This window comes from Streptomyces sp. NPDC001480, assembly GCF_042894725.1.
Lineage (GTDB): Bacteria > Actinomycetota > Actinomycetes > Streptomycetales > Streptomycetaceae > Streptomyces.
The window spans coordinates 311,286-330,790 of the sequence record NZ_JBIAVX010000002.1; the positions used below are offsets into that span (position 1 = coordinate 311,286).

Sequence of the window (19,505 nt, forward strand, 5' to 3'; positions counted from 1 at the left end):
CGAAACGCGGGCATGGGGGCAGCGCGCACAGCCCAGCCCTGAACTATGCAGTCCCACCACATGTGCCCCTGACGTGCGTCTTCCTACGGTGTGGCGACGCGTACCCGTCCCCACCGCACACGAGGAAGTGGCGCGCATGGCATCAGAGACCACCGCTCCCCCACCCCCTGCCGGCCTCCTCACAGCCTGTAGTCAACTGCCCGATTCGCGAGAGCTGTCTGCTGGTTCAGCAACGCGCGGGCCTGCCCGTCGGAGAGACGGGCCAGCCCTGCGTACGGGCAGATATCGCGTCGGGAGACCGCCTTGCCCGGGCCGGGACGGCGATGGGTGACGAACACAGGCCCGCGCATGCGGCCCCGGATCAGCCTCGGCAGCGGGCGGTCCCGGCACGGCCCTGAGTTACTCTGCTCCGCCGTGCCACCGCCGCGCGCCCGGCGACACCCGTCACGGCTGCGAGCGGCACACGGGGCTGAACCCTGACCGACCGGTGGCCGGGCCCACAGGGGCCGGCCACCGGTGATGCGTACGGCGCGTCTATGGGGCCCTCTCGTACGCGCCGGACAGCGCCTCGACCCGCTGTCAGACCCGCTCCGTGCGTGCCTCGTCGACGACCGGCAGCCGGACCGGACCCAGCGCCCAGTCCCGCTGCTCTTCGGTCGCCGAATCCCCGCCGTGCAGTTCGACGGCGTGCGCGGAGAAGTCCCGTACGAGGACGGCGAAAGAGTTCGTCGAGCACGTCCTCGTCGAGTCCGGTCAGGGCGGCCTGCTCCAGGACGAGCTGTCCGTGCACGACGAGCGCGAAGAACTGACCGACCGCGAGGAGGAGGTCGAGGTCGCGGCTCTGCTCCGGGTCGGGGACGGCCGTGGCGACGAACACGCTGAGTGCGTCGGCCTGTTCGCGGAAGCGGGTCACGTTGGGCAGGTGCGCATACGCGTCGAAGGCGGGCCGCCAGTCGTGGAAGCGCACCGCGCCGAGGCCGCGGGCCGGTCCCTGCCGGAACAGGCCCGCTCCGATGCGACGCGGCTCACCCCGCCGAAGGCCCCTGTCCCGACGGCAGAGTCCCCGCCCGGTGACAGCTGGTCCGTGCTTCAGCAGCGCGTGGTCGCTTGAGGTTGCCCGTGATGACGGTGGGAACGTAGCGCCAGATCATGGGCGCGGCCGAACTGGGCAACTCGGGCGGTCTGTTGCTGGTGGCGGCGGGGCCGGACATCGCCGGGGCGGTGGCTCTCAAGGACAGACGTAGGTGAAGCTCGCCTTCGCCTCCATCGGGGCCGACTGGTGCGAGATCCTCAGGCGGGCGGTCCCCCGGAAGCGACCCGAACCGCGGACCGTCCAGCGCAGGTGCACCCTGAACCGGCGCTCACCGCGGTGGGCGGTGCGGACCAGCTCGCCCGAGTCCTGGCCGTCGGCGCGCAGCCACCGGTATGTGACAGGACCGCCGTGCCCGTCGGTGGTGACGACACCGATCAGGTCGGCTGTCTGATCGCAGTGCAACGGCCCGGCGGGGGCTTGGACCCGCACGGCGACGACCGCGGGAGCGGGGGCCGGGCGCAGCAGCAGCCAGAGCAGGACGGCGGCGATCGCGACGACGGCGGTGGTGACGATCCAGCCCCGGCGTCTGCGGCGCGAGCGTGGGGAGGTGGCTGCCGCTGCCTCGGTCCGCCATCGTGCACGCAGGGCGTCCTGATCCTCCAAGGGCACCCCGGGCCCGAACCGGAGCAGGATCTCGCCGCAGTCCTCCCCTGCCGCCACCGGAGGCGAGGTGGCACGGTTGCGCTTGCCGAGGACGGTCGCCTGGGTGCCCGGGGCGGTGGGACGGCGGGCGCGGCCGACCGTGGTGGGCTGGTCGGCGACGGCTGGTGGGTGAGGTCCGGGGGCGGGCAGGGGAACTCGCGGGCCCGCGGCGCTGTGGACGCGGGCGGCCGTGGCGAGTTGGTCGGCGGTGGCTGAAGGGTGGGACGCGCGGTCGGGCGCGGTAGCAGGGTGTTCGGGGGCAGTGGGGCGGGGAGCGGGGTCAGGTGGCGCCGGGTGACGGTTCGTCGGTGGAGTCGGGCGGTCGGGAGCCACTGCAACGGACGGTGCCGGTCCCTTCGGCGGCGCGAACTCCGGGGTCGACGCGGCAGTCGCCGCGCGCAGCGCCGTGCGGCGCAGGAAGTCCGCCGGGAGTGCCGCGCGCCCGCCTACCAGGGCGGCCCGGGCCGCCGCCAGCCCCTCCGACTCGGCGGTGGCGGAGCAGCGGGCGACCAGATCCGCCGCGGGAGTCCCGGGCTGCGTCCAGGCGGCGCCAAGGGTGCGGGCCAGGGCGGCCCAGGCAGCGGTGCCGACTGCCTGGCGGCCGGCGTGCGGCGTGTCGCCCGACACCCTTACTGCCGCCACATCGCCCAGCACGGTGCCCAACTCCACCTCGGCCAGTAGAGCGACCCCGTCCGGGGCCATCACGACGGTGTCGGGGCCGAGTGAGCCGTGGGTCAAGCCTGCTGTGTGCAGGGCGAGGAGGGTCTGGGCGGTCTCGTTGAGGATGCTGGCCACGCTGCCCGCGTCCTGGCGAGGGCCGTTGGCCGACGCCAGGATGTCAGCCAGCGTGGGGGCCGGTGGCCGGGCCGTCAGCAGCCACACCTCACCGGCCTCCGCCATGAGGTCGACCGTACCGAGCAGGCCGGGCAGCCTGAGCTTGGCCGTGATGAGCACCGCCGCCGCCAGGCGCTCGCGCGTCCCTTCGGGCGCCAGCAGAGCGCGGTCGATGCGCAGCGCGCCGAGGGTGGGCTCGCCGGACCGGGCGGGGAGCAGAACATGCCAGGTGCCGTGGCGCGTGTGCCGTGACCAGCCGGACAGGGGGCGGCCGGCCACTGTGGTGGCTGTCGTCATGTCGATCCGTTCTCGTCGCGGCAAGGGGTGGCTCGCGGGCCTCTCGGGAGCATGGTCAGCACGGCGGTGCGTCCAGGGAGGCCGTCTGGGGACCGTTCGCTGCCGCCGGGTCGCTGATGAGCGTGACGTCCCAGGTGCCCCGGCACGGGTGGTTGGAGAAATCGGCCTCGAAGGTCAGCTCGTACCGCGTACTCCCGGACAAGGTCTGGGATTGGGAGCCGTACGGGTCGGCGGGTGTGTCGACGTAGTAATTCGCGGTGACGGTCAGCGGACCGGTGCCCGTCGTCTCGACCGATGCCACCGCGATGAGCGTGCCTGGTTTCTGTCCGCGCTGCCAGGAGCCGATCGTGAGGGTGACCGTGCCGGAGGTGGCCACGCTCGGGGACGCGCTGGCCGGCGGTTCGGCCGGTGCGGTCGTCTCCGTGGACGGGGTCGGCGAGGGCGACGGGCTGTCCGAGGGCGTGACGGAGGGCGGTGCGTGGGCCGTGGGCGGAGCGACGGTCGGCGAGGTGGACGCGGAAGGTGAAGCGCCCGGCTTGGTGGGCGAGTCGGCCGGTGACGGGGATGACGGGGTCGAACTCGCCACCGTCGTCGACGTATCGTGCGGGCGGCCCGTCGCGTACGTCGCTCCGCCCGTGACGACCACCAGCGCGGCCACCCCACCGGTCGCCGCCTTCCACCCCCCTCGTTTCAGTCGGCCCAGCAGGGTCAGCGCACTGGCCGAGCCGTCGAGCGTGGCGGTCGTGGTGAACGGGAACAACAGGGCGAGCAGCGCGGCGAGTTCGGCCAGTCTGCGGCGGCCGCGCTCCTCCCAGCCGGCGCCATAGCCTTCGGTGGCGGACCGTTCCAGGTCGGCGAGGAACGTCTCGACGTCGGGCCGGTCCGCCGGGTCCTTCGCCAGACCCGCGCGCAGCAGCACACGCACCGGCGCGGGTACGTCGTCCAGCGGGGCCGCGGCGCGCAGGTGCTGCAGGCGCAGCGCGGTCACGTCGTCGCCGGGGAACGGCCGCCGGCCGGTCAGGCACTCGAAGAACACCACGGACGCCGCGTAGACGTCGGCCCCCGGTCCGGCGGGCTCGCCGTTCCACTGCTCCGGCGCCATGTAAGCGGGCGTGCCCGCGGCCTCGGTCTCCCGGCCGCTGCGCACCGCGATGCCGAAGTCGGCGAGCGCGCTGGTGCCGTCGGCGCGGACCAGGACGTTCTCCGGCTTGTAGTCGCGGTGCACCACCCCGGCCGTGTGGGCCGCGCCCAGCCCGAGCAGGGAGCCCTTGAGCAGGACGAGCGCGGCCTCGGGACCGGTCGCCCCGTGCCGGCGCAGCAAGTGGCGCAGGCTGACGCCGTCCACCGCCTCCATCACGATCGCGGCACCGGCGCGTGCCTCGACGTACTCGTACAGCCGCACCACGCACGGGTGGCGCAGCTCGCCGAGCAGCCGGGCCTCGGCCCGGAAACGGGCCAGGAACTCCCGGTCCGTGCACAGGCGCTCGCTGAGGTACTTGATGGCGACGGGCACGCCTGTCGCGGTGTGCCGGGCGAGGACGACCCGGCCGCCCGCTCCCTCGCCGAGCGTGCGGACGGCCTCGTAGCCGGGTACGGCCCAGCCGCCGTCGGCGTGCGTGTCCGGGGTCATGCCGTCCCCTCCACCGGCGCGGGGAGCCCGGCGCCCTGCGGTACGTCCTTCGCGCCCCGCCGACGCTGGACCCGGCGCAGCAGCCAGCGCACGGGCGCGGCCCACACCGGGAAGGCGACCAGGGCGACCACGGCCGCCTCGATCACCGTGGTCCACGGCTCGGCCAGCCGGCCCCCGAGCAGGTCGCCGATCCGGGAGCGCCAGGCCAGCAGGGCGAGGGCGAGGAAGCCGTAGGTGCCCACGACGACCGCGAGGCCGTAGGCGGCCATGCCCGCCTGGCGCGGGCCGGGCCGATTGCCCGCGCGCAGGTCTCGCCACAGGCCCGTGCGAAAGTAGGCGCTCGCCTCCTCGCGCAGCCGGGGTACCCGCAGGGCGTCGGTCAGCGCCTGGTAACCGTCCAGCGGCATCAGCGGGTTGAAGTTGTAGAGGGTGTTCAGGTAGAGGCCGAAGGCCAGGTGGTAAAGGATGGCCGAGACGGGTCCCGCGGGCAGCAGGGCCGCGCCCGTGGCGCACCAGCCGGCCAGCGCCGCCGTGGACAGCGGCCCGGACAGGGCCACCACGACCCGTGACCAGCGGGAGCCGAACCACATGTCGCTGGTGTCCACGAACGCGAACGGCATGCCCATCATCAACAGAAACCCGCCGCGCCGGACCTTGCGGCCGTACGACTTCACGGCCAGCGCGTGCGTCAGCTCGTGGACGAGCAGCGCGGTCACGTATCCGGCGGCCAGCAGGACCGGGCCCCACACGCCCGCTCCACCGAAGTCCAGCAGGTGGTGCCGGCCCTGGGCGGCGAAGAACGCGACGAGGCCGCCGACTACCGACAGCCAGGCGAGCAGCACCCCGGTCCGGGTGAACAGCCGCCAGCCGAAGGCCCGGTAGAGCCGGGTCACCACTCGGTCCAGGCCGGGGACGGACACCTCCAGCTTGAGCAGCGCCCGGTACACGGCACTCGCCGCACGCCGCCAGCCCTTCGGCCGCTCTTCCTCCGGCCGGCCGGGCAGGCCACGCAGCAACCCGGCTTCCGCGAAAGCGGCCAGCGCCGACTCGATGCGGGGCAGGGCGAGTTCGCCGTAGCGGTCGGCGTAGGCGAACAGCAGGTCCCGTACGGTGTTGTCACCGTCGATGGCGTGCCAGAGGAAAACCTGGCGCTCGTCCAGTTCCAGATAGCGGCCGGTGCGGGTGCTGCTGAGCACCCAGCGGGGAGCGCCGCGTTCGGTGGGGACCTGCTTGAGGGCCCAGCCGGAACGCCGTCGGGGGCGCGCGGTGAGCGGGCCGTTCGCCTCCGGGGCCTCCTCCTGTCCGGCGGTGGGGAGATGGGTCAGCTGGGTGCCGACGACCATCGTGCGGGAGCCGATCCGGGCGTCGCGGGGCTGCTCGAACACCAGGCGTACGTCACCGACGGACAGCTCGGTGCCGTCGGCGAGGCCGGCCGCGCCGCCGTGCAGCTCGACACCGCCGACCGCGATGCCGTTGAAGGAGTCCAGGTCCTCGATCCGGAAACCCTCGACGGTGCGGACGATACGGGCGTGGCGGCGCGAGACGCTGCCGTCGGACAGGACTACGTCGTTGTCCTCGCCCCGGCCCAGCATGGTGACAGGCCCGGTCAACGCGACGAGCAGGGTGGGGTCGTCGAGGCCGCGCAGCTGGGGTGCGGCGTACGACGTCGGTGCGGCGCCCCGACGCGGGGTGCCGCAGTGCAGGCAGTACGGGAAGTCGCGCCGCACGTGGACGCGGCAGACGTGGCAGAGCATGCGCTGGCTCAGCCCGCGCCGGAACCGCTGGCGAATGTTCCTCCGTCGAAGCCCGCGCCGGCTTCCGTGGCGGGGCCGGAGTCCGGCAGGTGTGTGGCGGCGTTTCCGAGGCCGGAGGCGGGCAGGCCGCCCTGGACGATGATGCGGTTGCCACCGCCGGGCTCACCGATACCGCCGGGACGCCGACCGATGTTCTCCTGGCTGCCTCCGCCGTTTCCGTCGCCCCCACTGTCACCGCCGCCGTCACCGCCGCCATGGCCACCACCGCCACTGGGTCGGTTGGTGTTCTCCGGGTCGCCGCCACCCTCACCGCCACCGCCACCGTCACCACCGCCATGGCCACCGCCACCGCTGGGTCGGTTGGTGTTCTCCGGGTCACCACCACCCTCACCGCCACCGCCACCGTCACCACCGCCATGGCCACCGCCACCGCTGGGTCGGTTGGTGTTCTCCGGGTCACCACCACCCTCACCACCGCCGCCACCGTCACCACCGCCATGGCCACCGCCACCGCTGGGTCGGTTGGTGTTCTCCGGGTCACCACCACCCTCACCACCGCCGCCACCGCTGTCACCGCCGCCGTCGCCGCCGTCGCGGTCGTAGATGCCGCCGTGACCGAAGTGGCCGGCGTCCCCGCCGCCGTCACCACCTACGCCGCCGAAGCCGCCGTCACCACCCGCACCGCCGAAGCCGCCGTGCCCGCCAAGGTCGCCGAACCCACCGGAACCGGCGCCGCCGCCACCGAAGCCACCGGCGCCCAGTCCCCCATCACCGAAGCCCCCGTCGGCACCGCCGAAGCCGCCATCAGCTCCGCCGACCCCCCCGTCGGCACCGCCACCGAACCCGCCGAAGTCAGCACCCGCGCCCTCGTTCCCGTGCTCGCCGAACCCACCGAAGTCACCGAAGTTGCCGAAGTTGCCGAACTCGCCCGGTCCATCGGCAAGTTCGGCAGGCGACCGGTCCAGCAAGGGGCCACCGAGCAGGCTGTGGGCACCGGTCGAGGCCACGTCGGCACCGCCGCCGACGCCCTCCTGGCCCGCGGCGGCACCCGGCAGGTCGGACGAGTGGTCGGCGGAGGCCGGGCCACTGGCGTCGTGGTCGCCGGAGACGTGGTCCGCCGGTACGGCGTGGTCGGTCGATACGGCGTGGTCGGCCGGGACGTCGTGGTGCGCCAGCGCATGCGCCGCGCTTCCGAAGAACAGGGACGACTTGGACAGCCGTGGGTCGAGAGCGGCCGGTCTGCCGTCGGTGCCGGACTCGACGCGGAGGGAGCGGAGTTCGGCGACCTGCGCGGGCGACAGGCCGAGTCTTCGCGCCACCTCGTCGGTGTCGCCATCGAGCTCGGCACGGAAGGCCGGGTCGACGGCCAGACGGGTCAGGGCAGCATGATATGCGTCGTCGGTCATGGTTCGGTCTCCGTCGGTCTGCGGGCATTGATGCCGATCGCGGCGGAGCCGAGGATCCCCCCTGGTCGGCGGCAACTGCCATTTCCGGCCATCCCCGCCGATACCTGCAGGACACGTTATAGAGGCTTGGCATGGCCAACGCAAGAGCATCGAGCAGGGCGGTTGACGGGTACCGGACGCCCAGCCGCGTCGCGTACTCACCGATCAGATATGGCCATCGCCCCACCGGCACGTCGACGAAATGCGGAACAGCCGGAGCGCTGCTCAGCGCGGCGTCATGGCCGTCGTGGTCGTCTTCGGGACACACGGCGACTATGCGGAGCACCTCGTCGTCCCCGCTGAGTCGGTGGTCCGCGTTCCGACGGGTGCGGTCGACGTCGAGGCAGCCACGCTGCCGATGAACGGACTGACAGCCCGTATGGCGCTGGGCCTGCTGGAACTCCCGGCCGGGGCCACCGTGGCGGTCACCGGAGCGGCCGGGGCCGTCGGCGGCTACGCCGTCCAGCTGGCCAAGGCGGACGGGTTCCGGGTGATCTCCGACGCGGAACTGAAGGACGAGCAGCCGATGAGGGACCTCGGTGCCGATGTTGTACTGCCGCGCAGAGCCGAGTTCCCCGGAGCTGGTGCGCACGACGGTGTCGGCCGAACACGCCGCCGAAGCACACCGACTGCTGGAAGCGGGCGGCCTACGGGGACGGGTGGTACTCACCTTCTGGGAGGCGACATGGGCTTCACGTTCATCACCGCAGGTCCGCGCCATGTGGGGGACAACTATACGACGAACGCCACCAGCCCGCCCAAGGAGGGGCATCGACTCCACCTCCCAGCGCACATCAGTTCCGGCGTCTGCATGAGTCGCATACCGGTCATGACCGACCCATGCCAAGATCCGGGCCATGCGCGGACCAGCACTCCGACGCTGGACTTTCAACTCCCTGTCCATGCTTGTCAGAGCCGCGCGGGCAGATGTACCACCAGCAGACGAAGAATCTGCTGGGACGAACGCGCACCACGCGCAGGCGCAGCCCTTCGTCCGTGCCCGCAGAGCCGATCGGCCGCAAGATGTCCGAGTTCAACGGGAGCGTAGTCAGCACCAAGTCAGCACGGGAGGGGCGAGCACGGGTGATGACGTGGGCTTTTGGTCAGCACCAAACCAGCACGGGAGTCAGCACCGCACCGTCAAATCACTCCGAACTACGCGTCACGGGCAGCACTCGTTTCGACCACCTTCGAGCCCCTGAACGGCCCTGTCGTGAGCCGGCATGGTGGCCACAGGCATAGCCAACCCTCGGACTGTGTTGCCCCGCCACATGTGCGCCTGACCCGTATGTTCCTACCGTGTGCCGACACGTACCCGTCCCCACCGCACACGAGGAAGTGGCGCACATGGCCTCCGCAGCAACCGCTCCCCCACCCCCCGCCAGCCTCAAACGCATCGTCGCCGCCAGTCTCATCGGCACGACCATCGAGTGGTACGACTTCTTCCTGTACGGCTCGGCCGCCGCGCTGGTGTTCAACAAGCTGTTCTTCCCGGACTCTGATCCGCTCGTCGGGACGCTGCTGTCGTTCCTGACGTACGCGGTGGGGTTCGCGGCCCGGCCGCTGGGGGCCCTGGTGTTCGGGCACTACGGTGACCGGCTGGGGCGTAAGAAGCTGCTGGTGCTGAGCCTGCTGATGATGGGCGGGGCGACGTTCGCGATCGGGTTGCTGCCGACGCACGCGAGTGTCGGGGCCGCCGCGCCCGTGCTGCTGACCGCGCTGCGGCTGGTGCAGGGTTTCGCGCTCGGCGGTGAGTGGGGCGGGGCCGTGCTGCTGGTGTCCGAGCACGGGGACGCGCGGCGGCGCGGGTTCTGGGCGTCATGGCCGCAGACCGGGGCGCCGGCCGGGCAGTTGCTGGCGACCGGTGTGCTGTCGCTGCTCACCGCCGTCCTTTCGGACGCCGCCTTCGGCAGCTGGGGCTGGCGGATTCCGTTCCTGCTGTCCGGGGTGCTGGTCGTGGTCGGGCTGTGGATCCGGCTGTCCGTCGACGAATCGCCCGTCTTCCGCGAGGCGCTGAAGCGGGCCGAGGAGCGCACGGCGGCCCGCGGGGACGAGGCCGAGAAGCCGCCGCTGGTGTCCGTGCTGCGGCACCACTGGCGCGACATCCTCGTGGCGATGGGCGCGCGCATGGCGGAGAACATCAGCTACTACGTCATCACGGCGTTCATCCTCGTCTACGCCACCACGTCGGCCGGCGTCTCCAAGCAGACGGCGCTGAACGCCGTGCTCATCGGCTCCGCCGTGCACTTCGCCGTCATTCCGGCCTGGGGCGCGCTGTCCGACCGCGTCGGTCGCCGGCCCGTCTATCTGCTGGGCGCGGCCGGGGTCGGCCTGTGGATGTTCCCGTTCTTCTCGCTGGTGGACACGGGAACGTTCGGCAACCTCGTCCTCGCCGTGACCGTCGGGCTGGTGCTGCACGGCGCGATGTACGCCCCGCAGGCCGCGTTCTTCGCCGAGATGTTCGCGACCAGGATGCGCTACTCCGGCGCCTCCATCGGCGCCCAGTTCGCCTCCGTCGCCGCCGGTGCGCCCGCGCCGCTCATCGCCACGGCCCTGCTGGCGGACTACGACAGTTCGACCCCGATCGCGCTGTACGTGATCGCGGCGGCGCTGGTGACGCTGGTCGCCGTGGGCGTGGCCAGGGAGACGCGGCACAGGGATCTCGCGGAGGTGGGGGACGCGGACGCGGACGGCACCGAGGCCGTCACGAGCCGGGCGGCCGGCGCGCGCACCGTCTGACCGGCTTCCGGCATGCCCCGACCGGCCCCCGTACGGCCTTCCGTGCGGGGGTCAGTGCCGTGCCGGTGCCGCGAACCGGTGCAGGCGCAGGGCCAGTTGTATCTCCAGGGCCCGAGCGGGGTCCTGCCAGTCGTCGCCGAGGAGGCGGCCCACCCGCTCCAGTCGCTGGGCGACCGTGTTCACGTGGACGTGCAGTTCGTCCTTGGTGCGCGCCGGGCTCATGCCGCAGGCGAAGTACGCGTTGAGGGTGCGCAGCAGCTCCGTACCGCGGCGCTCGTCGTAGGCCGCCACCGGGCCGATGGTGCGCTCGACGAACCCGGTGACGTCCCGCTCGCCCGCGAGGAGCAGTCCGAGGAAGCCGAAGTCCTCGGCGGCGGCGCCGTCTCCCGAGCGGCCGAGGAGGCGCAGCGCGTCGAGGCAGCGGCGGCTCTCGGCATAGGCGGCGGTCACCTGGTCGGGGTGGGCGGCGAGGTCGGCGACGGGGGCGGAGGCGCCGACGGTGACCGGTTCGTGGACGGCCGTGCCTAGTTGGTGGGCGGTGCGGCGGGCCAGGTCCGTGGCGGTGTCGCCGGGGGCCAGGGGCAGCAGCAGGACGGTACCGCCGTCGCGGGCCGCGGCGAGGCCCTGCCGGGTCGCGGCGAGGTGGGACGCGGCGGCCCACAGGCGGCGCCGGGCGTCGGCCTCCTGGTCGGCGTCGGCGGCCGGTCCGTCGAGGCGGGCGGCCAGCACGACGTGGGTGGCGTCGAGGTCGGCGTGCAGCCGGGAGGCGCGGTCGCGCAGCGGGCGGGGGTCGCGGTCGCGGGCGTCGAGGAGGTCGTCGAGGAGTTCACCGCGGACACGCTGTTCGGCCTCGGCGGCGGAGCGGCGGGCGAGCAGCAGCAGCGAGGTGACCATCGCGGCGCGTTCCAGGGTGCGCTGGTCGACGGGGTCGAGGCCGGGATGGCCGTACAGGACGAGAGCGCCGAGGAGTTCGTCGCCGGCGGCGACCGCGGCGATCCAGTCGTCACCGTGCCGGACGGCGTGTCCTTCGGCGCGGGAGGCCTCCAGGGCCTGTGCCGGTGCCGCCGGGGCCTCGGCGAACTCGACCCTGCCGTCCAGGACCTGGGAGACCGCGGCGGCCACGTCATGGACCCCGCCGCCGCGCAGGACGAGTTCGGCGAGCCGGTCGTGGACGTCCGAGGCACGTTCGATGACCGCGCTGCGGTCCCGGATGATCTCGTTGGCGCGTTCCAGTCCGGCGAGGGCGCCGCGGGTCTCGGTGAGGAGGTTGGCGGTGTCGATCGCGGCGGCGGCGAGGGCGGCGAAGGAGCCGAGCAGGGCGATCTGCTCGCGCTCGAAGACCCGCGCCCGCCGGTCCGCGGCGAACAGCACGCCGATGACGTGCCGGCCGAGCGTCAGCGGCACCCCGAGGATGGCGACCAGCCCCTCGTCGCGCACGCCCGCGTCGATGGTGTGCGTGTGCTGGAAGCGCTCGTCGTGGAAGTAGTCCTCGGTGACGTACGGCCGTGCGGTCTGCGCGACGAGTCCGCCGAGGCCCTCTCCCATGCCCAGCCGCAACTGCTGGAAGCGGGCCGCTACCGAGCCCTCGGTCACGCGCATGTAGGTGTCGCCCCTGGCCGGGTCGTTGAGGCTGAGGTAGGCGACGTCCGTGCCGAGCAGCGAGCGGGCGCGCTGCACGATCGCCCGGAGGACGGCGTCCAGGTCCCTCAGGCCCGCCAGGTCGTGCGCGGTCTCGAAGAGCGCGGACAGCTCCGCCTCGCGCCTGCGCCGTCCCTCCAGTTCCGTCCGGACCCGCAGGGCGAGGACCTTGGCCTCCTCCAGCGCGGCGATCCGGTCGGCCGGACGGCCTTCCGCGCGGGCGAGCAGCACGGGCTGCTCGTACGCGTCCGCCGAGGCTCCGCGGGCCAGGAGTTCGAGGAAGGGTGCCTCCGTGCCGTCGTCGGGCGGGGCGGCGGCAGCGGCCGGCGCCCCGGCGGCGGTGGAGGGGCGCTCGGCGGACTGCACGTGATCGCGGGACATGCTCACAGGATTCCGTATCGTCCGGCCGTCCCGTCGGGCCTGTGGAAAACTTCCGCGCCCCGGGACGCCGGGCCGTTCAGTGTGCCGTCCAGCCGCCGTCGAGCACCAGCGAGGTGCCGGTGACGAAGGACGCCTGCGGGCCGCACAGGTAGGCCACGGCCTCGGCGACCTCGTCCGGTTCGATGAGCCGCTTGACGGCGCTGTCCTGGAGGAGCACTTCGGACAGCACGCGCTCCTCGGGGACGCCGTGCGCCTGTGCCTGGTCGGCGAGCTGCTTCTCGACCAGGGCGGTGCGTACGTAGGACGGGTTCACGCAGTTCGAGGTGACGCCGTGCGGCGCGCCTTCCAGGGCGGCCGTCTTGGACAGTCCTTCCAGGCCGTGTTTGGCGGCCACGTACGCCGACTTGTAGGCGGAGGCGCGCAGTCCGTGGACGGAGGACACGTTGACGATCCGGCCCCAACCCTGCCCGTACATGTGCGGCAGGGCGCCGCGGATGAGGCGGAACGGCGCCTCCAGCATCACGGTCAGGACGGTGTGGAAGACGTCGGGCGGGAACTCCTCGATGGGCCGTACCAGTTGCAGCCCGGCGTTGTTGACCAGCACGTCGGTGCCGGCGGCGGCGTGTTCGGCGGCGTCCAGATCGGTGAGGTCCAGTACCTGGGCGTCGACGGTGCCCGCGAGGTCCCGGGCCTGCTCGGCCAGCGCGTCCAGGCCCGCCGCGTCCCGGTCGACGGCTCTCACCTTCGCCCCGGCGGCCGCCAGCCGCAGGGCGCAGGCGCGGCCGATGCCGCCGGCGGCACCGGTGACGAGGGCGGTGCGGCCGCCGAGGTCGAGGGAGAGGGCGTGGGGGCCGGGCGGGACGCTGGACGAGGTCATGTACCGACCTTAAGCAGCCCTCCCACCCCGTCACATGTGGTCAGACCCCATACTTCATTCAGAACTCGTAGGCGCGAACCATGTGGGTTCATCGGACAGGGCCTGCTTGATCAGGAAGTTCTGGCGCTCGTCCATCTTCGGCAGCGCGTCCACCTCGAACCATCCGACCTGAAGGGACTCGTCGTCGTTGACGCGTGCCTCACCACCGACGGCCCGGCAGCGGAAGGCGATGTCCATGAACTGGCAGACGTCACCATTGGGGTAGGTCACCTGCGTGCCGGATCTGACGAGGACGACACGCTCGGCGACACACCGCACGCCCGCCTCCTCGTACACCTCCCGCGCCGCACAGTCCGCAGGCTGCTCACCCGGGTCGGGGATGCCCGAGATCACGGCCCACTTGTGGTTGTCCGCGCGCTGCCCCAGCAGGACCCGGCCCTCGTCGTCGAAGACGACGGCACTCACGCCGGGGAGCCAGAGCAGTTGATGGCCGACGGAGGCCCGGATCTCGCGGATGAAGTCAGGAGTAGGCACAGGCCGACCCTAACGGGCCGGTCCCGTTGCTCCGGCACGTTCGCCGGGTCCGCCGCTACGCGTCACTCGCGCGCCGACCGCGCAGGCCGGACCCGATCGCCCAGCCGAGTCCGCCCGCGGCGACGAGCACCAGGGCGATCTCGGGCAGGATGCCCAGCCGGGTGGCGGGCGTCTCGGAGCTGCGCAGCGGCACCTTCTGGACCAGGTAGGCGGGCACGAACATGCCGGTCTTCTGGGTGATCTTCCCGTCGGGCATGATGATCGCGCTGACGCCGCTGGTGACCGGCACGGTCACGGTCCGGCTGTGCTCGACGGCACGGATGCGGGACATCGCGAGCTGCTGGTAGGTCATCTCGCTGCGGTCGAAGGTCGCGTTGTTGCTCGGCACGGAGATCAGCTGCGCGCCGTCGGTGACCTCGGACCGCACGGCCCAGTCGAAGGCGGCCTCGTAGCAGGTGACGAGGCCGACCTTGGCTCCGTCGAGGTCGAACACGCCGGGCTTGGTGCCCCGGCTGAAGTCCTGGCGGACCATGGTGGTCCAGTTCTTGTTGATGGCTCCGAGCAGGGACCGCAGCGGGAGGTACTCGCCGAACGGCTGGATCTGCCGCTTGTCGTACGTCTGCGTGGGGCCCTTGGCCGGGTCCCACAGGATCTGCTCGTTGTACAGCTTGCCGTTCCGCTCGACGACACCGCCGACCGAGATGGGCACGCCCACGGCCCTGGCCGCCTCGTCGATGACGATGGCCGCGTCGGCGTTGGCGAAGGGGTCGATGTCGGAGGAGTTCTCGGGCCACAGGACGAAGTCCGGCTTGGCCACCTTGCCGGCCTTGATGTCGGCGGCCAGCTTCCTGGTCTCGCGCGCGTGGTAGTCGAGCACGGCGCGCCGCTGGGCGTTGAACTCCAGGCCGGAGCGCGGCACGTTGCCCTGGATGACCGCGACGGTCGCGGTGCCGTTCTCCGCCTTGTCGCTCACCAGCGGCCGGGCGGCGACCGCGCCCACGACGGGAACGGCGACGCTCAGCAGGGCGGCGGCAGCGGCCCCGCGCCGCACCGCCCGGGTGCGGCGCCCCTCGACGACCAGGCGCCCGGCCTCGTACAACCCGAAGCCGCACAGCACGACCGCGAAACCGAGCACCGGCGTGCCGCCCACCGCGGCGAGCGGCAGGAAGACGCCGTCCGCCTGGCCGAACGCGATCTTGCCCCAGGGGAAGCCGCGGAAGGGCACGCGCGCGCGTACCGCCTCGCCCGCTATCCATACGGCGGCCGCCCAGACCGGCCAGGCGGGCAGCTTGGAGACGGCGGCCACGCCGACGCCGACCAGCGCGACGAAGACCGCCTCGATGGCGACCAGCGCGAGCCAGGGTCCGGGGCCGACCTCCACGCCGGTCCACACCAGTAGCGGCAGCAGGAAGCCCAGCCCGAAGAGGTAGCCGAGGCCGAGCGCGGCCTTCCAGCTGCGGTCGCGCAGGACCCAGGCGAAGCCGGCGAAGGCGGGCAGTGCCAGCCACCACACGGTGCGCGGCGGGAAGCTGAGGTACAGCACTACTCCGCAGAGCGCGGCGGTGGCGGCCGGGATCAGCCGGGCCAGCCGGTTGCCGAGCCCGGTGGGCGAGGTCCGCGGGTGCAGCTGGTCGGACTGGTCCACGGAAGTTGCGGTGACGGTCACTCCGGGAGTGTACGGCGGCCTGTGTCGACCTTGACAGGACGGTCCGGAGGGCGACATGAGGGGCGACACGCGACACTCCTACGGTCAGGAACCACATCTTTCCTGCGCAACTCGTCCACAAAACGGTCATCAACCGTTACGGTGTGCCCCAGTTTCTGTCGTGCGGTCGGTCAGGGCCCGGGCGGCGGGGACTGCCAAAGGTCGGGGGACCGGGTACCGGGGGGGGCGGCGGGGTGGGATCCACACGGACGGCGTCCGCGCTGCGCGCGGAGCCGGACAGCGACAGACGAAACGTTTCTGACGCGATGGGCGTCATCGTGCTCGGGGCCTGCGCCGCTTGGTCCCTGATCAGTGCGGCGGCGCACGACGGCCGCCCGGAAGGCGTGCTCCTCGCGGTGCTCGCGGTGGCCGCCGGCTACGCCTCGGGCCGGATCTCCGGCTCGCTGCTGCCGGTCGCGGCGCCCTGTGCGGGGGCACTGGCCGGGCTCGGGCTGGCGCTCGCCCTGCCGTACCTCGGCGCGGGGCCCCAGGTCACCACTCCGCTCGGGCACGCAGGTGCCCGCGCCGCGCTGTTCACCCTCGCCGCCGGAGCCGCCTGTTGCGCGGCCTGGGCCACGTCGGCTCCGGCGCCGCGGTTCGCCCTGCGGCTGCTGGCCGCCGGGATCGCGGTGACCGCGGCGCTCACGGGCTCGGGCACCGGCTGCGCCCTCGGCGGCACCGTCCTGCTGTGCTCGCTCGCCGCCGGCCGGATGCGTCCGCGCGGCCTCGGCATCTCGGGCCTGGCCCTGGCAGCGGCGCTGGTGACCGGGGCGGTCTGGTCGGTGGCCGGGGACGTCCTGACGGCCGGGCTCACCACGTCCCTCGAGGGCCGGCTCACCCCGCGCCGTATCCAGCTGTGGCACGACGCACTGCGCCTGGCCCGCCGGGAGCCGGGCCTGGGCGTGGGACCCGGCCGGTTCGGCGAGCTGAGCTCCACCTCGTCCCAGGCGCTGTGGCCCGACGGCAAGCCGCACTCGGCGCCGTTGCAGCAGGCCGCGGAGCAGGGGCTCGTCGGAGTACTGCTGCTGGCGGCGGCGTTCTGCTGGGTCCTGTACGCGCTGTGGCGCTCGCCCCGCTCCACGCCGGTCGCGCTCACCGCGGGGGCGGCCCTGAGCGGGCTCGCCGCGATCGCCGCGGTGGGCGACGCGCTGAGCTTCACCACGGTGTCGGCGGGCGCCGGACTGCTGGCCGGCCTGGCCACGGCCCGGCCGCTCACACCCCATGGTCCGGAGTGCGACGGGGACGCTCCCGTACGGGGCACTCCCCTGCGCTGAGGCAGCCGCCTCAGCGGGCCGTGCCCTGGGTGACCGTGCGCAGCCGTTCGCGGATGACGCGCACCGCCGACTCCGCGTTGTCCACCGTGATCGTGAACGTATGGCCGTCCCACAGCCGCAGCACGATGCCCTCGCCCCGGCGCACGACGACCGCGGTGCCCTTCTCGGGCCGCCAGCGATAGCCCCAGCCGCCCCAGTGGCGCGGGGTGACGTGCGGATCGAAATCGGCGCCGGCCACATGGGAGAGGGGGATGCGGCGGCGCGGCACGCCGACGTGGCCGCAGCGCACCTCGAGGCACTCCTGGTCGACCTTCAGGGCGACGTGCACGAACGCGAGAGTACCGAAGAGGACCAGCAGACCCGCCGCGATGCACCCGACGACGGACATCACCAGCGGGGCGATGCCGGACGTCCAGGCGGATTCGACGGCCAGCTCGATGCCGAGGGCCACACAGGCCGCACCGGCCAGCGCCAGCAGCCACTGGACACGGTTCGTGGCGCGTCCGGTCCACACGTCGGCGTGGGGCGCGCTCTCGTCGTGGATGTGGTGCCTCATGCCTATGAGACTACTCAGGTTTCGCTGCGCGGGTACCGCGTCGCGGAGGGTGACGGTGACGGGCGGCGCGGCCCGCCCCGGCTCAGCGGGCCGGGGTGGCGGCCGCGAGCAGCCGGCCTTCCTCGTAGCTCAGCGCGGTGTCGGGCAACTCGGCCTCCCGGCCGCTGAGCAGCGCCGTGAGCGAGCCGTCGGCCGGCGCGTCGGGAGCGGGCAGCTCACCTATCCGGCGCAGTGCCTGCGCCACGACCGCTCCGGCGGTGCCGTGCAGGATGAGCGGGGCGCGGCCCGGCTTCTGCACGGCCGCCCGGATGCGGTCGGCGACGAGTTCGTAGTTGGTGCAGCCCAGGACCAGGGTCGTGATGTCGTCGGGGGTGCGTGCGGCGGCCGCGGCGACCGCGGCGTCGATCGCCGCGTCGTCGGCATGGTGCACGGCGTCGGCGAGCCCCGGGCAGGGCACCTCGGCGACGTCCACGCCCGCCGCGAACTCCTCGATCAGCCCGCGCTGGTAGGGGCTGCCGGTGGTGGCGGGCGTCGCCCAGATCGCGACGGGCCCGCCGCCCGCGGCGGCCGGCTTGATCGCCGGGACCGTGCCGATGACGGGAATGCCGGGCTCCAGACGAGCCCGCAGCTGGGGCAGGGAGTGCACGGAGGCGGTGTTGCACGCGACGATCAGCACGTCGGGGCCGTACGCCGCGGCGGCCGTGGCGACGGCCAGGGCGCGTTCGGTGATGTCCTCCGGGGTGCGCGGCCCCCAGGGCATGCCGTCCGGGTCCCAGGAGAGCACGAGATCGGCGTCCGGCCGCAGACGGCGTGCCGCCGCGGCGGCGGGAAGCAGTCCGATTCCTGAGTCCATGAGCGCGATCTTCACCCGGCCACGATAGACGATGCGCCCTTGGGAGCCGCCCCGGTGGGGCAGACTGCGCGCGTGAGCGCCATCGCGTGGACCGCCTCCGTATCCCTCGCCGCATGGCTGTGGCTGCTGCTGTGCCAGGGCCTCTTCTGGCGCACGGACGTCCGGCTGCCACCTCGCCGGGTCCCCGGGACGTGGCCCTCGGTCTGTGTCGTCGTGCCGGCCCGGGACGAGGCCGCCGTCCTGCCCGCGAGCCTGCCGTCGCTGCTGGCGCAGGAGTATCCGGGGCGGGCGGAGGTCTTCCTCGTCGACGACGGCAGCACGGACGGCACCGGTGAGCTGGCCCGCGAGCTGTCCCGGCGCCACGGCGGACTGCCGCTCACCGTGGACTCCCCCGGTGAGCCGCCCGCGGGCTGGACCGGCAAGCTGTGGGCCGTCCGCCACGGCATCGCCCTGGCACGCGCGCGTGACCCCGAATATCTGCTGCTGACGGACGCGGACATCGCGCACGCGCCGGACAGTCTGCGGGAGCTGGTCGCGGCGGCGCGCACCGGCGGCTTCGACGTCGTCTCCCAGATGGCCCGGCTGCGGGTGGAGAGCCTGTGGGAGCGGCTGGTGGTGCCCGCGTTCGTCTACTTCTTCGCGCAGCTGTATCCGTTCCGCCGGATCGGCGTGCCGGGAGCCCGTACGGCGGCCGCGGCGGGCGGCTGCGTCCTGTTGCGTGCGGAGACGGCCGGGCGGGCGCGGATCCCGGACGCCATCCGGCACGCGGTCATCGACGACGTGGCGCTCGCGCGCGCGGTGAAGGCGGGCGGCGGTCACATCTGGCTGGGCCTGGCCGACCGGGTGGACAGTGTGCGCCCCTATCCGCGGCTGCGCGACCTGTGGCGGATGGTCTCGCGCAGCGCCTACGCGCAGCTGCGGCACAACCCGCTGCTGCTGCTCGGTACGGTCGCCGGGCTCGTCCTGGTCTATCTGGTGCCGCCCGCGGCCGTGCCCGCGGGCCTGGCCGTGGGCAGTGCGGCCGCCGTGGTCACCGGCGCGGCGGCATGGCTGGTGATGTCGGTGACGTACGTCCCGATGCTCCGCTACTACCGGCAGCCGCTGTGGCTCGCTCCGCTGCTCCCGTTCACCGCTCTCCTGTACCTCCTCATGACGGTCGATTCCGCGGTGCAGCACTACCGGGGGCGCGGAGCGGCCTGGAAGGGCCGTACGTACGCCCGGCCGGACGCCGTGCCGGACGAGGGGTGACTCCG

The 19,505-nt window shown here is 73.2% G+C and carries 13 protein-coding genes and 2 pseudogenes; 3 read left to right on the top strand and 12 right to left on the bottom strand.

Going from position 1 to position 19,505, the window contains the following annotated elements; genetic code table 11:
- Positions 1 to 209: 209 nt before the first annotated feature.
- From ACFY01_RS05315 to ACFY01_RS05340, 6 genes and pseudogenes are all read right to left on the bottom strand, one after another.
- Positions 210 to 380: pseudogene (locus tag ACFY01_RS05315) on the bottom strand (site-specific integrase); the annotation flags it as partial.
- 199 nt (positions 381 to 579) lie between these two features.
- Positions 580 to 1,003 (bottom strand): annotated as a pseudogene (locus tag ACFY01_RS05320) (acyl-CoA dehydrogenase); the annotation flags it as partial.
- A 225-nt stretch (positions 1,004 to 1,228) separates the two neighbouring features.
- Positions 1,229 to 2,866, bottom strand: coding sequence for a hypothetical protein (locus ACFY01_RS05325; protein WP_390734302.1), 1,638 nt, complete (start codon positions 2,864 to 2,866; stop codon positions 1,229 to 1,231).
- A gap of 55 nt (positions 2,867 to 2,921) precedes the next feature.
- The gene (locus ACFY01_RS05330) at positions 2,922 to 4,496 is read right to left on the bottom strand and encodes a serine/threonine-protein kinase (RefSeq protein ID WP_390734303.1); all 1,575 of its coding nucleotides are present in this window, start codon (positions 4,494 to 4,496) and stop codon (positions 2,922 to 2,924) included.
- A complete protein-coding gene (locus ACFY01_RS05335; RefSeq protein WP_390734304.1) occupies positions 4,493 to 6,250 on the bottom strand; it encodes an FHA domain-containing protein in 1,758 nt (585 codons plus the stop codon). Before ACFY01_RS05335 ends, ACFY01_RS05330 begins: the two co-directional genes overlap by 4 nt.
- A gap of 8 nt (positions 6,251 to 6,258) precedes the next feature.
- Positions 6,259 to 7,656: a hypothetical protein gene (locus ACFY01_RS05340; protein WP_390734305.1), complete on the bottom strand. Its 1,398-nt coding sequence runs from the start codon at positions 7,654 to 7,656 to the stop codon at positions 6,259 to 6,261.
- Positions 7,657 to 9,042: 1,386 nt separating this feature from the next.
- Here ACFY01_RS05340 and ACFY01_RS05345 point away from each other — a divergent pair.
- Positions 9,043 to 10,434: an MFS transporter gene (locus ACFY01_RS05345; protein WP_390734306.1), complete on the top strand. Its 1,392-nt coding sequence runs from the start codon at positions 9,043 to 9,045 to the stop codon at positions 10,432 to 10,434.
- A 51-nt stretch (positions 10,435 to 10,485) separates the two neighbouring features.
- Here ACFY01_RS05345 and ACFY01_RS05350 read toward each other — a convergent pair whose 3' ends face one another.
- The 4 genes from ACFY01_RS05350 to lnt all read right to left on the bottom strand — a co-directional run bounded on the left by ACFY01_RS05350 (position 10,486) and on the right by lnt (position 15,530).
- Entirely contained in the window at positions 10,486 to 12,453 is a 1,968-nt protein-coding gene (locus ACFY01_RS05350) for a helix-turn-helix domain-containing protein (protein ID WP_390734307.1), read from the bottom strand.
- A 76-nt stretch (positions 12,454 to 12,529) separates the two neighbouring features.
- Entirely contained in the window at positions 12,530 to 13,330 is an 801-nt protein-coding gene (locus ACFY01_RS05355; RefSeq protein ID WP_390734308.1) for a 3-hydroxybutyrate dehydrogenase, read from the bottom strand.
- Between the two features lie 54 nt (positions 13,331 to 13,384).
- Entirely contained in the window at positions 13,385 to 13,864 is a 480-nt protein-coding gene (locus ACFY01_RS05360) for an NUDIX domain-containing protein (protein ID WP_390734309.1), read from the bottom strand.
- Between the two features lie 55 nt (positions 13,865 to 13,919).
- Positions 13,920 to 15,530 (bottom strand): apolipoprotein N-acyltransferase, encoded by a 1,611-nt coding sequence (gene lnt, locus ACFY01_RS05365; protein ID WP_390734310.1) that lies wholly within the window; start codon positions 15,528 to 15,530, stop codon positions 13,920 to 13,922.
- Positions 15,531 to 15,835: 305 nt separating this feature from the next.
- Here lnt and ACFY01_RS05370 point away from each other — a divergent pair, with 305 nt between their 5' ends.
- Positions 15,836 to 16,843: an O-antigen ligase family protein gene (locus ACFY01_RS05370; protein ID WP_390734665.1), complete on the top strand. Its 1,008-nt coding sequence runs from the start codon at positions 15,836 to 15,838 to the stop codon at positions 16,841 to 16,843.
- 10 nt (positions 16,844 to 16,853) lie between these two features.
- Here the strand turns inward: ACFY01_RS05370 and ACFY01_RS05375 are convergent, their stop codons facing one another.
- Positions 16,854 to 17,399 (bottom strand): hypothetical protein, encoded by a 546-nt coding sequence (locus ACFY01_RS05375; protein ID WP_390734311.1) that lies wholly within the window; start codon positions 17,397 to 17,399, stop codon positions 16,854 to 16,856.
- 82 nt (positions 17,400 to 17,481) lie between these two features.
- Positions 17,482 to 18,267, bottom strand: coding sequence for a glutamate racemase (locus ACFY01_RS05380; protein ID WP_390734312.1), 786 nt, complete (start codon positions 18,265 to 18,267; stop codon positions 17,482 to 17,484).
- Positions 18,268 to 18,324: 57 nt separating this feature from the next.
- On the opposite strand from ACFY01_RS05380, the gene ACFY01_RS05385 reads away from it, so the two are divergent.
- A complete protein-coding gene (locus tag ACFY01_RS05385; protein ID WP_390734313.1) occupies positions 18,325 to 19,500 on the top strand; it encodes a glycosyltransferase in 1,176 nt (391 codons plus the stop codon).
- Positions 19,501 to 19,505 lie beyond the last annotated feature (5 nt).

Bases quoted from the DNA above. Each gene is read 5' to 3' on its own strand.
- ACFY01_RS05355 (WP_390734308.1), bottom strand. From the start codon at position 13,330: ATGACCTCGTCCAGCGTCCCGCCCGGCCCCCACGCCCTCTCCCTCGAC.
- ACFY01_RS05325 (WP_390734302.1), bottom strand. From the start codon at position 2,866: ATGACGACAGCCACCACAGTGGCCGGCCGCCCCCTGTCCGGCTGGTCA.
- ACFY01_RS05350 (WP_390734307.1), bottom strand. From the start codon at position 12,453: ATGTCCCGCGATCACGTGCAGTCCGCCGAGCGCCCCTCCACCGCCGCC.
- ACFY01_RS05375 (WP_390734311.1), bottom strand. From the start codon at position 17,399: ATGAGGCACCACATCCACGACGAGAGCGCGCCCCACGCCGACGTGTGG.
- ACFY01_RS05330 (WP_390734303.1), bottom strand. From the start codon at position 4,496: ATGACCCCGGACACGCACGCCGACGGCGGCTGGGCCGTACCCGGCTAC.
- ACFY01_RS05370 (WP_390734665.1), top strand. From the start codon at position 15,836: ATGGGCGTCATCGTGCTCGGGGCCTGCGCCGCTTGGTCCCTGATCAGT.
- ACFY01_RS05340 (WP_390734305.1), bottom strand. From the start codon at position 7,656: ATGACCGACGACGCATATCATGCTGCCCTGACCCGTCTGGCCGTCGAC.
- ACFY01_RS05335 (WP_390734304.1), bottom strand. From the start codon at position 6,250: ATGCTCTGCCACGTCTGCCGCGTCCACGTGCGGCGCGACTTCCCGTAC.
- ACFY01_RS05345 (WP_390734306.1), top strand. From the start codon at position 9,043: ATGGCCTCCGCAGCAACCGCTCCCCCACCCCCCGCCAGCCTCAAACGC.